This window comes from Streptomyces sp. NPDC021096, assembly GCF_040641275.1.
Lineage (GTDB): Bacteria > Actinomycetota > Actinomycetes > Streptomycetales > Streptomycetaceae > Streptomyces.
Genome location: NZ_JBFADG010000029.1, coordinates 13,725 through 27,465, shown reverse-complemented (window position 1 = coordinate 27,465; position 13,741 = coordinate 13,725). Strand labels below are relative to the sequence as shown.

Genomic DNA, 13,741 nt, shown 5'->3' with positions numbered 1-13,741 from the left:
GTTCCGATCAGTCTTCTTCGCCTTCCTGGTCTTCGCGGCCTCCTCAACTCCCCGCCAGCTCGCCCATCCACGCCTCGATCGCGTCCGGAGTGCGGGGCAGCGCCCCCGACATCAGCCGCGCGCCCTCGGCCGTGATCACCAGGTCGTCCTCGATCCGCACGCCGATGCCGCGCAGTTCGGGCGGCAGCGTCTCGTCGTCGGGCTGGAGGTAGAGCCCCGGTTCGACGGTGAGCACCTGGCCCTCCTCCAGCACGCCGTCCAGGTACGTCTCCGCCCGCGCCTGGGCGCAGTCGTGGACGTCCAGGCCGAGCATGTGCCCGCTGCTGCAGAGGGTGTAGCGGCGGTACAGGTCACCCTCGGCGCTCTTGAGCACGCCCCACTCCACCAGCCCCTCGGCGATCACGCGCATGCCGGCCCGGTGGAAGTCGCGGAAGCTCGCGCCCGGCTTGAGGGCGGCGATGCCCGCCTCCTGGGCGGCGAGGACGAGTTCGTAGACCTGCCGCTGGACGGAGGTGAAGCGCCCGGAGAGGGGGAGGGTGCGGGTGATGTCGGCGGTGTAGAGGGTGTCGGTCTCCACGCCCGCGTCCAACAGCAGCAACTCGCGGGGGTCCAGGGGCCCGTCGTTGCGTATCCAGTGCAGGACGCAGGCGTGCGCGCCGGAGGCGGCGATGGTGTCGTACCCGGGGCCGTTGCCCTCCGCCCGGGCGCGCAGGCCGAAGACGCCCTCGATCCACCGCTCGCCGCGCGGGTGGGCCAGGGCGCGCGGCAGCGCCCGTACGACGTCCTCGAAGCCGGCGGCGGTGTGGTCCACGGCCAGTTGGAGCTGTCCGACCTCCCAGGCGTCCTTGACCAGCCGCAGTTCGCTCAGGGTGCGGGCGAGCCGGGCGTCGTGGGAGGCGTCGCGCCCCGGCGGCAGCAGGCCGTAGTCGTCCAGGTGGGCGCAGCGGATGCCGGTCATGCGCTCGGCCTCGGCGAGGTCGGGGCGGCGGCCGACCCAGAACTCGCCGTAGCGGCGGTCCCGGTAGAAGCCCTCGCCGGTGCGCGGCGAGCGGGGCCGTACGTAGAGCACCGCTTCGTGGCGGTGCGGGCCGTCCGGCTCCAGGACCAGGACATGTCCGGCCTGTTCCTCGCCGGTCAGTCCGGTCAGCCAGGCGTACGCGCTGTGCGGCCGGAAGCGGTAGTCGCAGTCGTTGGAGCGGACCTTCAGCTCTCCGGCGGGGACGATCAGGCGCTCGCCGGGGAAGCTCGCGGACAGCTTCGCCCGGCGGGCGGCGGCGAGGTCCGCGACGGGCAGCCGGATGTCGGCCGGCAGCGGGGTCGCCGCCCAGCCGCCCGCCATGAAGCGGGCGAACTCCGGTGAAGCGGGCAGGTCATGACTTACCGTGCGCGGCGCCGCGGTCGTCGGCTCGTTCACGAGGTCCTCCTGGGACACAGGTGGGTAACGGCGTGACTGACACCTTGTCAGTGCAATTTCACATTACTATGTTACGGGTCACATTTCAGCCAGCGTCCGGCTGTTCGACTGTTCACGGAGTGACCACTGATGAACAAGCGCACCTGTACTGCCCTGGCCACGGTCGTGGCCGCCACCTTCGCCCTGGGGGCGACCGGCTGTTCCGGCGGGAAGAAGTCGGCCGACGGCGCCAAGAACCCCGTCGCCGCCCACGAAGGCGCGGTGATCGGCGGCACTCCGCAGAAGGGCGGCACTCTCACGGTGCTGTCCAACCAGGACTTCACGCACCTCGACCCGGCCCGCAACTGGGTCATGAGCGACATGGACTTCGGGACCCGGCTGCTCTACCGCACCCTGGTCACGTACAAGGCGGAGCCGGGAGCCAAGGGAGGGCAACTGGCCCCCGACCTCGCCACCGATCTCGGCACCCCCTCCAACGACGCCAGGACCTGGACCTTCCACCTCAAGCAGGGCGTGACGTACGAGGACGGCTCACCCGTCACCGCGCAGGACGTCAAGTACAACGTGGAGCGGTCCTTCTCCCCCGACCTGCCCGGCGGCGCCGACTACGCGGCCCGCTACCTCGCCGGCGCCGAGGGCTACCGGGGCCCCGCCGAGGGCAAGCACCTGGATTCGGTCAAGACGCCGGACGACCGCACCATCGTCTTCGAACTGCGCAAGTCCTTCGCGGAGTTCCCCTACGCCACCGTCATGCCGACGTTCGCGCCCGTACCGCAGGCACGGGACAAGGGCCCGCAGTACGACAACCGCCCGTTCTCCTCCGGCCCCTACAAAATCGACTCCTACGACCGGAACAAGAAGCTCGTCCTCGTCCGCAACGACAAGTGGGACCCGAAGACGGACGAGGTCCGCAAGGCCTACCCGGACAAGCTCGTCGTCCTCATGGGGCTCAAGGCGAACCAGATCGACGACCGGATGATCGCGAGCCAGGGCGCCGACGCCTCCACCGTCCCCTGGTACGCCCTGCGGCCGGAGAGCGCGGCCAAGGTGCTGCCGGACGCGAAGGTCAGAGAGCGCCTGCTCGCCGAGTCCCAGAACTGCACGGACATGGTCCAGATGCACACCGGCCGGGCCCCCTTCGACGACGTCAAGGTCCGCCGGGCCGTGCAGTACGCCCTCGACCGGGACGCCGTCCTGACGGCCTCCGGCGGCCCCGCCTTCAACGACCCGTCGACCGCCTACATGCCGGCCACGCTCTTCGGCGGCAAGCAGCCCGACACCCTGAAGGTCCCCGCCGCCGGCGACGTCGAGAAGGCCAAGCAGCTGCTGAAGGAGGCCGGCAAGCCGGACGGCTTCTCCACCAAGCTCACGGTCTCCTCCGGCGACAAGGGCCGGGCCGAGGCGATACAGCAGTCCCTCGCCAAGGCCGGCATCAAGGTCACCATCGAGACCGTGGACCCGTCCGCCTTCTACGCCACCATCGGCGACACCAAGAACCGCACCGACATGGTCTACACCGGCTGGTGCCCGGACTACCCCTCCGGCTCCACCTTCCTGCCCTTCGTCTTCGACGGCCGCTTCATCAAAGACAAGGGCAACTCCGGCAACCACTCCCTCTTCCGCGACGAGGCGACCATGAAGCGGATGGACGAGATCGCCGCCATGACCGACACCGAGCAGGCCGCCCAGGCGTGGCAGCAACTGGACGGTGAGATCCTCGCCAAGGCCCCGACCGTGCCGGTCCTGGTCCGGCGGTGGCCGCTGGTCCTCGGCACCAACATCGCCGGCGCCTACGGGCACACCTCCTTCGGCGGCCAGCTCGACTACGCCACCGTCGGCCTCAAGGACCCCTCCAAGAGCCAGGGCTGAGGGCCGGTACGCCATGACCACCACCACGCCCCCACCCGCGGCGGCCGTCCCCGCCGGCAGCGGCCCCTGGCGGCTCGCCCGCGCCGAACTGCGCCGCCGCACCTCCGTCAAGGTCTCCCTCGCCGTCGTCGCGCTCTTCCTGCTCATGGCCGCGGGCGCCCCGCTGCTGAGCGCCCTGGGCGGCTGGTCCCCCGAAGAGTTCGACAAGACCGCCGTCGACCCCTACCTGGGCGGCCGGCCCATCGGCCCGCTCGGCGGCGTCTCCGCCGACCACTGGCTCGGCGTGGAGCCCGTCACGGGCCGCGACCTCTTCGCCCGCGTCGTCCACGGCGCCCAGGTCTCCCTCCTCATCGCGCTGACCGCCACCGCGATCGTCGTCGTCGCCGGGACGGCCGCCGGCCTCGCGGCCGGCTACTTCGGCGGCCGCACCGACGCCGTGCTCTCCCGCCTGATGGACCTCACCATGTCCTTCCCCTCCCTCATCTTCATGATCGCCATGATGTCGGTGGCCAAGGACGTCAACCGGATCATGCTGATGACCGCGGTGATCGGCCTGTTCGGCTGGCCCGGCATCGCCCGCGTCGTCCGCGGCCAGGCCCTCTCGCTCAAGCACCGCGCCTACGTCGACGCGGCCCGCGTGGGCGGCGCCGGGCCCTGGCGCATCCTCACCCGCGACATCCTCCCCGGCGTCTTCGGGCCCGTCATCGCCTACACCACCCTGATCGTCCCCGGCATGATCGCCACCGAGGCGGCCCTGAGCTACCTGGGCGTCGGCGTCCGTCCGCCCACCCCCTCCTGGGGGCAGATGATCGCCGAGAGCGTCGCCTTCTACGACACGGATCCCATGTACTTCGTCATCCCGAGCAGCTGCCTGTTCCTGACGGTGCTCGCCTTCACCCTGCTCGGCGATGCCCTGCGCGACGTCCTCGACCCGAGGAGCGCCCGCACATGATCCTCTACCTCGGCCGCCGGCTCCTGGCCGTCGCCGGCGTGCTCCTCGCCATCGCCGCCGTCACCTTCACCATCTTCTACGTCCTGCCCTCCGACCCCGCGGCCGCCGCCTGCGGCAAGTCGTGCAGCGCGGACCGGCTCGAGGCGATCCGCGCCCACATGGGCCTCGACCGTCCGCTGTGGCGGCAGTTCGCGGACTTCGTCACCGGCATCTTCACCGGCCGGACCATGGGCAGCGGCCAGTACGCCCTGCACTGCCGCTTCCCCTGCCTCGGCTACTCCTACGAGAACTCCGAGGCCGTCTGGGACCTGCTGATGGACCGCCTGCCGGTGTCGGCCTCGCTCGCCGTGGGCGCGGCCGCGCTCTGGCTGCTCCTGGGGCTGACGGCCGGCGTCACCGCGGCCCTGCGCAAGGACACCCTCACCGACCGCGCCCTGATGGTCGGCGCCGTCGCCGCCGCCTCCCTGCCGGTCTACTTCACCTCGATGATGCTGATCTACGGCCTGATCCGGGCCACCGGGCTGCTGCCGTACCCGCAGTACGTACCGCTGGCCGACAACCCCCTTCAATGGGCGTCCAACCTGCTCCTGCCGTGGCTGGCGCTCGCCGTGCTGTACGCCGCCATGTACGCGCGCCAGAGCCGCACTTCGATGATCGAGACCATGGCGGAGCCCTACATCCGCACCGCCCGCGCCAAGGGCCTGCCGCGCCGCACCGTGGTCGTCAAGCACGGGCTGCGGGCGGGCATGACACCGGTCCTGACCCTCTTCGGCATGGACCTGGGCGGGCTGCTGGCCGGCGCGGTCATCACCGAGTCCCTCTTCGGCCTGCCGGGCATCGGCCGGCTCTTCTACGGCGCGCTGTCCACCGGCGACCAGCCCGTCATCCTCGGCGTCACGCTCCTGGCCGCCGCCTTCATCGTCGTCGCCAACCTGGCCGTCGACCTGCTCTACGCCGTCGTCGACCCGCGAGTGAGGTACTGATGGCCGACGAACCCCTGCTCCGCGTACGGGACCTGACCGTCACCTTCCCCACCGGGCGCGGCCCGGTCCGGGCCGTGGAGGGCCTCGGCTTCTCCGTTCACCGCGGCCGCACCCTGGGCATCGTCGGGGAGTCCGGCTCGGGCAAGTCCGTCACCTCCCTGGCCGTGATGGGCCTGCACACCGGCGCCGAGGTCACCGGCTCCGTCGTCCTCGACGGGCAGGAGCTGACCGGACTGCCCGAGCGCGAGCTGAACCGGCTGCGGGGCCGCCGCATGGCGATGATCTTCCAGGATCCGCTCTCCAGCCTCCACCCCTACTACACTGTCGGCGAGCAGATAGCCGAACACCACCGCGTCCACTTCGGCTCCGGCCGCCGGGCGGCCCGCAAACGGGCCGTCGACATGCTGGGCGAGGTCGGCATCCCGGACCCCGCACGCCGGGCGGGCGAGTACCCCCACCACTTCTCCGGCGGCATGCGCCAGCGCGTGATGATCGCCATGGCACTCGCCTGCGAACCCGAACTGCTCATCGCCGACGAGCCGACCACTGCCCTCGACGTCACCGTCCAGGCGCAGATCCTGGAGCTGATCGCCCGCCTCCAGCAGGACCGCGGGCTCGCCGTCGTCATGATCACGCACGATCTCGGCGTCGTCGCCCGGGTCGCCCAGGAGGTGCTGGTCATGTACGGCGGCCGGGCGGCCGAACAGGCCCCGGTGGACGACCTGTTCGCCGACCCGGCCCACCCCTACACCCGGGGCCTGCTCGACTCCCTCCCCCGCCTCGACGACAGCGACGACGCCCCGCTGCGGGCGATCCCCGGCAGCCCGCCCTCTCTGCTGACCCCGGCCGCGGGGTGCGCCTTCGCACCGCGCTGCCCGCGCGCGGCGGCCGCGTCCGCGCACGACCGCGCCCGCTGCGAGGAGTACCGGCCCGCCTTCACCCCGTCCCGGGGGCACCTGGTCGCCTGCCACCTCCCCCTGCACACCACCGCACACGCCCGGGAGGGCACCCGATGACCGCGACAGCCGCCGCGCCCCTGCTCCGCGTGCGCGACGTGACGATGACCTTCCCCGGCCGGCGCGGCCGCGCGGCGACCATACGGGCCGTCGACGGCGTCAGCTTCGACGTGGCGGCGGGCGAGACCCTGGGCCTGGTCGGGGAGTCCGGCTGCGGCAAGTCCACCACGGGCCGCATGATCGTACGGCTCCTGGAGCCCACCGGCGGCTCGATCAGCTACGCCGGCCGCGACATCAGCCACCTGGGCCGGCGCGAGCTCAAACCGCTGCGCCGGGAACTCCAGATGGTCTTCCAGGACCCGCACTCCTCCCTCAACCCGCGCCAGACCGTGGCCCGGATCATCGCCGACCCGCTGCTGGTGCAGGGCACCTCCGCTGCCGCCGCCCGTCGGCGGGCGGCGGAGCTGATGGAGCTGGTCGGGCTCATCCCCGAGCACCTCGACCGCTACCCGCACGAGTTCTCCGGCGGTCAGGCGCAGCGCATCGGCATCGCCCGCTCACTCGCCACCGGCCCACGGCTGATCGTCGCCGACGAGCCCGTCTCGGCCCTCGACGTCTCCGTGCAGGCCCAGATCGTCAATCTGATGGAGCGGCTGCGGCGGGAGCTGGGGCTCGCCTGCCTCTTCATCGCCCACGACCTGTCGGTGGTCAAGCGGGTGTGCGACCGGGTCGCCGTGATGTACCTGGGGCGGATCGTCGAAGTCGGCGACAAGGAACGGGTGTACGCGGCCCCCGCGCACCCCTACACCCAGGCCCTGCTCTCGGCCGTGCCGCTGCCGGATCCGGCAGCCGAACGCACCCGCGAGCGGATCACGCTGCTCGGCGACCCACCGAGTCCGGCGTCTCCCCCGCCCGGCTGCACCTTCCATCCGCGCTGCCCGAAGGCGCAGGAGGTCTGCCGGACCGAGGCGCCGCTGCTGCGGGTCGCGGCACCGGGCGAGGCACGGCAGGTGGCCTGCCACTTCCCCGACGCGGCCTGAGCGCCACGGGCCGCGCGCCCGTGCCGATGAGCCTGTGCCCTGGTTCCATGGGGGGATCCAGGGCACAGCCCTTCGGGGAGGTTCACCGTTTGGTGACGCGAACGGTGTCGCCGGAGGCGTCGGCGCCCAGGACGTCGATGCGGACGCCGGCCGCGGGGTCGGTGAAGGACCGGCCCGCCCGGTAAGGGGCGTCGTCCAGGGGGCGGCAGCCGCTCGCGGGGGTGGCCGAGGGGTTGGCGTCCATGACGCGCACCGGGCCCTTGCCGGTCGGCACGGACGAGTCGACCTTGTAGACCAGCGCCCCGGTCGCGCAGGCGCCCGAGCGCTCCCGCCGGGATTCGACGACGTAGGCGGTCGTCGGGCCGGTGCGGACGACGGCCATCTTGGTGCCGCTGCCGTACTCGACGGCCGTCAGCCGGACGGTGTCGCTGCCCGGCGACGCCCGGCAGACGACCTGGCTGTCCGCGGTCCAGCCGAGCTTCCACGAGTGCCAGGCGAAGTACTGCGATCCGGCGCCGTCGATCAGGCCCATGACGTCCCAGCCGCCGGTGAAGCGGTGGGCGTCGTCCGCCGCGTCGAAGGCGTAGAGGTCGGGCAGGCCGAAGGTGTGCGCGCTCTCGTGCGCCACGAGCCGGCGGTCCCAGCGCCACATGTCCTGGCCGAAGGTCACCGTCCACTTCAGGCGGTTGCCGTCGGCGACCACGCCCCGGGTTCCCGGCTCGTAGATGTAGGTGGGGCTGAAGGAGATGGCGGAGGCGTTGCGGGTGGGGACGACGTAGAGCATGTCGTAGCGCGAGAAGTCGACGTACGGGTCCGCGGCGGCCACGGCGTCCTTGATGTACGCCTCGTGCGTCTCGTGGGTGAGGCCGCGGGCGAAGCCGTAGTCCGTGGAGCGGTGCGGCATGCGCGCCCAGCGCTGGTTCTGGCTGATGGACAGCCATGCGTTGCCGTAGGAGGCGTACCACAGCCAGTCCGCGCCGGGCGTGATCCGGGCGGCGTCGGAGGCCGGGGATTCGGTGGCGGGCGCGTCGGGGAAGTCCACGAAGATCATGCCGACGCTGATGGCACCGGTGGGGCGTCGGAAGACGGAGTAGTCGGTGTCGTGTCCTTCGTTTCCTTCGTCGGTCCAGCCGGTGCTGCTGCCGGGCAGGGCGCACCGGGACGCGCTGTCCGCCGTCCCGGTGGCGAGGTCGGCGCGGGCGGCCGCGCGGGCGGGCGGCGCGCACAGGAGCAGCGCGGCGGCCAGCAGCGCCGCCAGCAGGGCCGGTATCACCGGCCGGGGCGAATGGATTCTCCTCATGGTTCGGGCTCAACCCCCGTCGTGTGCAGGTGTGATGTTTGGCATAAGCGTGGGGCGGACCCGGACCTGTCGGGAAGCTCACGCCGGTTCATAACATCCGCGCTATGGATCTCGAGCTGCGTCATCTGCGGGTGGTGTGCGCGATCGAGGACGCCGGCAGCCTGACCCGGGCGGCCGCGGCGCTGCGCATGTCGCAGCCGGCGCTGAGCGCCCAGCTCAGGCGGATCGAGACGATGCTCGGCGGGGCGCTGTTCGAGCGCCGGCACGCCGGCGTGGTGGCCACGGCGTTCGGGGAGCTGGTGCTCGGGCGCGCCCGTGCCATCCTGCCGGGTGTCGACGGCCTGTTGGCCGACACCGCCCGCGCGACGCGCTGCCGGGACGCGCCGCAGCGGGTGCGGGTCGGGTCGGTGGGGGCTCCGCTGCTCGGCCATCTGCTCCTGGCGATCCGCGCGGTGCTGCCCGGGGCCGAGGTGACCGCGCGGTGCCGGTACTCCCCCGTGGCGCTCCTCGACGACCTCGCCGCGCGGCGCCTGGAGGCCGCGGCGCTCGGTGACCACCCCGGCCAGGAGCTGGCCGCCGGCGGCGACGTGGAGCTGCGGCCGCTGGTCACCGAACCCGTCTTCGCCCTGCTGCCGTCCTCCCATCCGCTGGCCGAGCGGGAGGAGGTGAGCCTGGGCCGGCTCGTGGAGGAGGACTGGGCGGTGCCGCGCCCCGACGGTGACCGCACCGGGGAGTACTGGTCGTCGGTGTGTGCCTTGACGGGGAGTCAGCCCCGCAGCCCGTACGAGGCCGAGGGCCGTCAGCTGGTGGAGCTGGTGCGGGCCGGGCTGGCCGTGAGCCTGTGCCAGGCGACCTTCATCGAGGTGCCGGGCGTCACCGTCCGTCCACTGTCCGGCAACCCTCTGTGGTACCGCCACGTACTGGCCTGGCATCGCGAGGGGCCGCTCGCCGCGCACGGCGAGGAAATCCTCCGCAGGGTCGGTGCGGGATATCTGAGCACGTGCGCCGACGCCCCGGCCTACGCCAAGTGGCGTGCGCGCAACCCCGGTTGGGCCCGGTTGACGCTCTGATCGGGAGGGTTTCCGCAGCCCGGGCGCGCTCCGGAGCGAGGTCTTCCGCACCGCGATGTGAACAACCGATTGCGCCTGAGGGGTTGTCAGTAACATTTCACATTACTACGTTACGCATCACATGGCGGCTCATCGGCCCCTCAGGCGCCTTCCGTCGCAGGGCATATGACGCCCCATGCGTAACCCCCCATCACCTCCCACACAGGAGTCATCGGTGTTCCAGTCGAGAACCCTGCGCAGATCCCTGCTCACCGCGGCGATATCCGTGACGCTCTGCGCCACGGCCGTCCAGACCGGTTCCGCGGCTTCCCCCGCCGCCCCCTCCCCCGTCGCGCCGACCACGGCCGCGCCGCGCCAGGCCGCGGCCGAGCCGAACCCCTTCGACGAGGTCACCCGCCTGGCGAAGGCCCCCAAGCCGGCGGACCTGACCGCGACGGGGCCGGGCGAGCAGACGCGGGCCCGCGTCCCGGGCCCGGCCACCCCGCAGAGCAAGGACGGCAAGGGCAAGGCCAAGTCCCTCGCCCCGCGCGCCACGGTGGGCGGCGCCGGCGTTCCCTGCACGCTCGACGGCGTCAGCGGGCTCGGCCCCGAGCAGTTCGCCGACTTCCTCGCCGACCCGGCCGTCACCGCGGACGGCTGTCTGCGCGACATCCTGTGGACCTGGGACCAGCGACTGGCCCGCGTCATGACGAAGGAGCACGTGCGGGCCGTCGCGCAGCGCGCCGAGCGCTACGGCTCCTCCCACGACGGGAAGAACAGCACCCACGTGCTGGAGATGTTCACCTACCTCCACGCCGCCGCCTACCACGACTTCTCGCACGACGAGATCGACCACACCGACCCGCAGACCGTCGAGGCCATCCGTCGCGCGGTCCACTACTTCGGCGTCGCGGCGCGCACTTTCGATGCCACCCGCACCAACGCCGAGACCCTGCGCGAGGCCCTCTACGCCGCCAGCGCCCCCGGGCTGCGCCACCACCAGCTGCCGCTGATCAAGCGGGTCCTGGGCACGATGGACGCCTCCCACCCCGACACCGCGAAGGACCGGTCCTGGGGCGGCGCCGCGCTGGGCGCGCTGTCCGTGGGCTACCTGGGCGTCTACAACGACGACCCCGCCTTCGACGCGGCCGTGGCCGCCGACCCCGCCTACCGCGCCGCCCTCAAGGCTTTCGCCGGCCACACCCACCTCAAGGGCGCCGAGAACGAGTGGGTGGTGCGCGACGCGCTCAACGAGTACGGCCGGCTCAGCCAGGTCGCCGCGGTCAAGAGTGAGATCAGCTCCTCGCTGGGCGGAGTGCTGGACACCGTCGCCCGCAACTTCGGCCAGGGCAGCGCCCCCTGGGGCAAGATCGTCACCTGGCTGAACGAGCTGGAGATGTGCAAGCAGTACGGGGTGTGCAAGGCGGACATCGAGCGCCGCATCTTCCCGAACACCTACACGTACGACAACGGCGGCATCAAGGTCCGCACCGCCCTGCCGCGCACCACCGTGGACCGCCTCTACTACGCGAGCAAGCAGGTCAAGGCGCAGTTCCACCGCGTCCTGGGCACCGATCAGCCGCTGGCCGGCGACACCAACACCACGCTGAACATCGTGCTGTACGCCTCGCGCGCCGACTACGAGATCTACCAGCCGTTGCTGACGGGCATGGCCACCAACAACGGCGGCATCTACATCGAGAAGGGCGCCACCTTCTACACGTACGAGCGCCGCGTGCCGCAGGACTCCACGCTCACGCTGGAGGAGCTGTTCCGCCACGAGTACACCCACTACCTCAACGGCCGCTGGGCGGTGCCCGGCAGCTTCGGCGAGGGCCCCTGGTACCAGGGCGACCGCACCACCGCGATGGACGAGGGCACGGCGGAGTTCTTCGACGGCGCCACTCGCGACGACGGCATCAAGGTCCGCAAGTCCCTGGTCCAGAGCATCATCAACGACACGGCGGGCGGCACCAAGCCGCGCATGAGCGTGTACCAGCTGCTGCACGCGGAGTACGACCGGGACGGCTTCCGCTTCTACTCCTACGCCGGCACGTTCTTCGAGTTCCTGTGGTCGGAGCGGCCGTCGCTGCTCAGGGAGATGTACGACCGTATCCGCGCCAACGACGTCGCGGGCTTCGACGCCTGGCGCGACCGGCTCGGCAGGGACACCGGCGTTCAGCGCGCCTACGACGCCTTCCTGGACCAGCAGATCGCCAAGGTCAAGGACCTGTACGTGCCGAACACCACGTTCACGCCCGTGGGTCAGCTGGACGCCGGCCACCCCGCCACGGTCCGCGCGTCCTTCAAGGCCACGACCGGCATGTCGCCCGAATGCCGCACCGACGAGGCCCCCGGGCGTCCCCGCTTCACCTGCACCGGCCGCATCACCGCCAATCTGAGCGACCCGGGCAACGCCGACCTGGTCTTCAAGGACATGTCCGAGACGGTCGACTACTTCATCCTCGACCGTACGAAGAAGGGCACCAACAACTTCGCCGACATGAACTGCTCGTTCGGCAAGGTCGACATCTGGTCCGGCCGGGCCGCGGGATCGGCCGACTTCAGCTGCGAGGGCCCGCTGCGGGGCTGACGCACCGGCGTCCCGGGCCTGCCCATCGGCGCGGGCCCGGGGCCGGGCGCGCGCGAGGGGTCAGCGCCCCTCGCGCGCCCGCGGTTCGATATGGAAGTCGAACGCGACGGTGCCGGGGTCCACGGCCGTCACCCCGCCGTCGACGGTGAGCACCGCGCCGTTGACGAAGGAGGCGGCGGGCGAGAGCAGCCAGGCGATCGCCTCGGCGACCTCCCTCGGGTCGCCGGGGCGGCCGGCGGGCACGAGGGAGGTCGCCGCCTCGTACGCCGCGTCGATGCCGCCGTCGCCCGGCCCCACCTCCTCGGCGAAGCGCGTCATCCGCCGGTCGGCCATCTCGGTGCGCACCCAGCTGGGGCACACCGTGTTGGCCCGCAGCCCCTGCCGCCCGTAGTCGACGGCGAGGGAGCGGCAGAGCTGGAGCAGCGCCGCCTTGGACGTCGCGTACGCGGCGTTGCCCCTGCCGTTGCGCAGCGCGGAGACCGAGGCGACGGCGACGACCGAGCCGCGCGCCTCCAACAGGTGCGGCAGCGCGGCGCGCTGGAGCAGGAAGGGGCCGGTGACGTTGATCCGCATCACGGTCTCGAAGTCCTCGACGGACAGCTCGCCGACGCCGCCCCCGCGGGCCACACCGGCGTTGAGCACCACGCCGTCCAGCCGGCCGTAGGTGTCCACGGTCCTCTGCACGAGCCCTTCGACGGCCTCGGGGTCGCCCATGTCGGAGGGGTGGGCCAGGGCCCCGGTCTCCTCGGCGACGCGCTGCAGCACCTCGGCCCGCCGCCCGGAGATCACCACCTCGTGCCCGGCCTCGCGCAGCAGCCGGGCGGTTGCGGCGCCGATGCCCGTTCCCCCGCCGGTGACGATGAAAACTCGCTGGTCCGCCATGGTGGTTCAGCCTCCGAAGTGGTCACGTGCAGCCTGCGCGGCCAGCTTACGTGCATGTGCCAATCACCCGTCCGGGGTGCGGTCGTCTTCCTGGGCCGGACGCGGGGCGGCCGGGCCAGGGACGGAGCCCCGCATCCGCCCCTGGCCCTACGCCCACGGCCCGACGCGCCGCGCGCGTCCGCGCCGGTAGCGTCGGGCCGTATGGAGATCAACGAGCCGGTCCGTGCCCCGGAGCAGCGCAAGCGCGACGTGTTGGAGCGGCTGGGCCGCGAGCTGGACATCTGGGTGGCCTCGGCCGATGCCGAGGGGGTGCCGTGTCTGGTGCCTCTGTGGTTCGTGTGGGACGGCGAGGCGATCTGGCTGTCCACGCGGGCCGGCAATCCGACCGGTCGCAACCTGCGGCACGGCGGTCGGACCCGGCTGGCGCTGGGGCACACGCGTGATGTCGTGCTCGTGGACGGCACGGTGGAGACGTTCGGTTCCTCGGAGGTGCCGGCCGCGGCGGTGGAGGCGTTCGTGGTGAAGACGGGCTGGGATCCCCGGAGGAGCGGTGCGTCGTACGCGTTCTTCAAGGTGGTGCCGCTGGCGGTGCAGGCGTGGCACGAGGAGCGCGAGCTCACGGGCCGGCATCTGATGCGCGACGGTCGCTGGGTCGTGTGAACCGGCGCGCCGCCGCGGGCCCCTCAGCCCGCGGCGGTGCGGC

Annotated in this window: 11 protein-coding genes; 8 read left to right on the top strand and 3 right to left on the bottom strand. The window is 72.1% G+C overall.

The window, feature by feature from the left end; all coding sequences use genetic code 11:
* Positions 1-43: 43 nt before the first annotated feature.
* On the bottom strand, positions 44-1,414 hold the full coding sequence (locus AB0G59_RS25930) for an aminopeptidase P family protein (protein WP_360916148.1): 1,371 nt from the start codon (positions 1,412-1,414) through the stop codon (positions 44-46).
* Between the two features lie 129 nt (positions 1,415-1,543).
* On the opposite strand from AB0G59_RS25930, the gene AB0G59_RS25925 reads away from it, so the two are divergent.
* From AB0G59_RS25925 to AB0G59_RS25905, 5 genes are read left to right on the top strand one after another with little or no spacing between them, the layout of a single operon-like run.
* A complete protein-coding gene (locus AB0G59_RS25925; protein WP_360916146.1) occupies positions 1,544-3,283 on the top strand; it encodes an ABC transporter substrate-binding protein in 1,740 nt (579 codons plus the stop codon).
* Positions 3,284-3,296: 13 nt separating this feature from the next.
* Complete coding sequence (locus tag AB0G59_RS25920; RefSeq protein WP_360916143.1) at positions 3,297-4,235, top strand: ABC transporter permease; 939 nt, start codon at positions 3,297-3,299, stop codon at positions 4,233-4,235.
* Positions 4,232-5,218 (top strand): ABC transporter permease, encoded by a 987-nt coding sequence (locus AB0G59_RS25915; protein ID WP_360916140.1) that lies wholly within the window; start codon positions 4,232-4,234, stop codon positions 5,216-5,218. The genes AB0G59_RS25920 and AB0G59_RS25915 overlap by 4 nt, the downstream gene beginning before the upstream one ends.
* Positions 5,218-6,234 (top strand): ABC transporter ATP-binding protein, encoded by a 1,017-nt coding sequence (locus tag AB0G59_RS25910; protein WP_360916137.1) that lies wholly within the window; start codon positions 5,218-5,220, stop codon positions 6,232-6,234. The genes AB0G59_RS25915 and AB0G59_RS25910 overlap by 1 nt, the downstream gene beginning before the upstream one ends.
* A complete protein-coding gene (locus AB0G59_RS25905; protein WP_360916134.1) occupies positions 6,231-7,214 on the top strand; it encodes an ABC transporter ATP-binding protein in 984 nt (327 codons plus the stop codon). Before AB0G59_RS25910 ends, AB0G59_RS25905 begins: the two co-directional genes overlap by 4 nt.
* Positions 7,215-7,296: 82 nt before the next feature.
* Here the strand turns inward: AB0G59_RS25905 and AB0G59_RS25900 are convergent, their stop codons facing one another.
* Positions 7,297-8,514 (bottom strand): peptidase M6, encoded by a 1,218-nt coding sequence (locus AB0G59_RS25900; RefSeq protein ID WP_360916131.1) that lies wholly within the window; start codon positions 8,512-8,514, stop codon positions 7,297-7,299.
* Between the two features lie 104 nt (positions 8,515-8,618).
* On the opposite strand from AB0G59_RS25900, the gene AB0G59_RS25895 reads away from it, so the two are divergent.
* Complete coding sequence (locus AB0G59_RS25895) at positions 8,619-9,584, top strand: LysR family transcriptional regulator (RefSeq protein WP_360916128.1); 966 nt, start codon at positions 8,619-8,621, stop codon at positions 9,582-9,584.
* Positions 9,585-9,798: 214 nt separating this feature from the next.
* Positions 9,799-12,156 carry a collagenase gene (locus AB0G59_RS25890; RefSeq protein ID WP_360916125.1) on the top strand — a complete coding sequence of 786 codons (2,358 nt, stop codon included), beginning with the start codon at positions 9,799-9,801 and terminating at the stop codon, positions 12,154-12,156.
* A 60-nt stretch (positions 12,157-12,216) separates the two neighbouring features.
* On the opposite strand, the gene AB0G59_RS25885 is transcribed toward AB0G59_RS25890, so the two are convergent.
* Complete coding sequence (locus tag AB0G59_RS25885) at positions 12,217-13,038, bottom strand: SDR family oxidoreductase (protein WP_360916122.1); 822 nt, start codon at positions 13,036-13,038, stop codon at positions 12,217-12,219.
* Between the two features lie 201 nt (positions 13,039-13,239).
* Between AB0G59_RS25885 and AB0G59_RS25880 the strand changes: the two genes are divergently transcribed.
* On the top strand, positions 13,240-13,698 hold the full coding sequence (locus tag AB0G59_RS25880; protein WP_360916119.1) for a pyridoxamine 5'-phosphate oxidase family protein: 459 nt from the start codon (positions 13,240-13,242) through the stop codon (positions 13,696-13,698).
* The last annotated feature ends 43 nt before the right edge of the window (positions 13,699-13,741 follow it).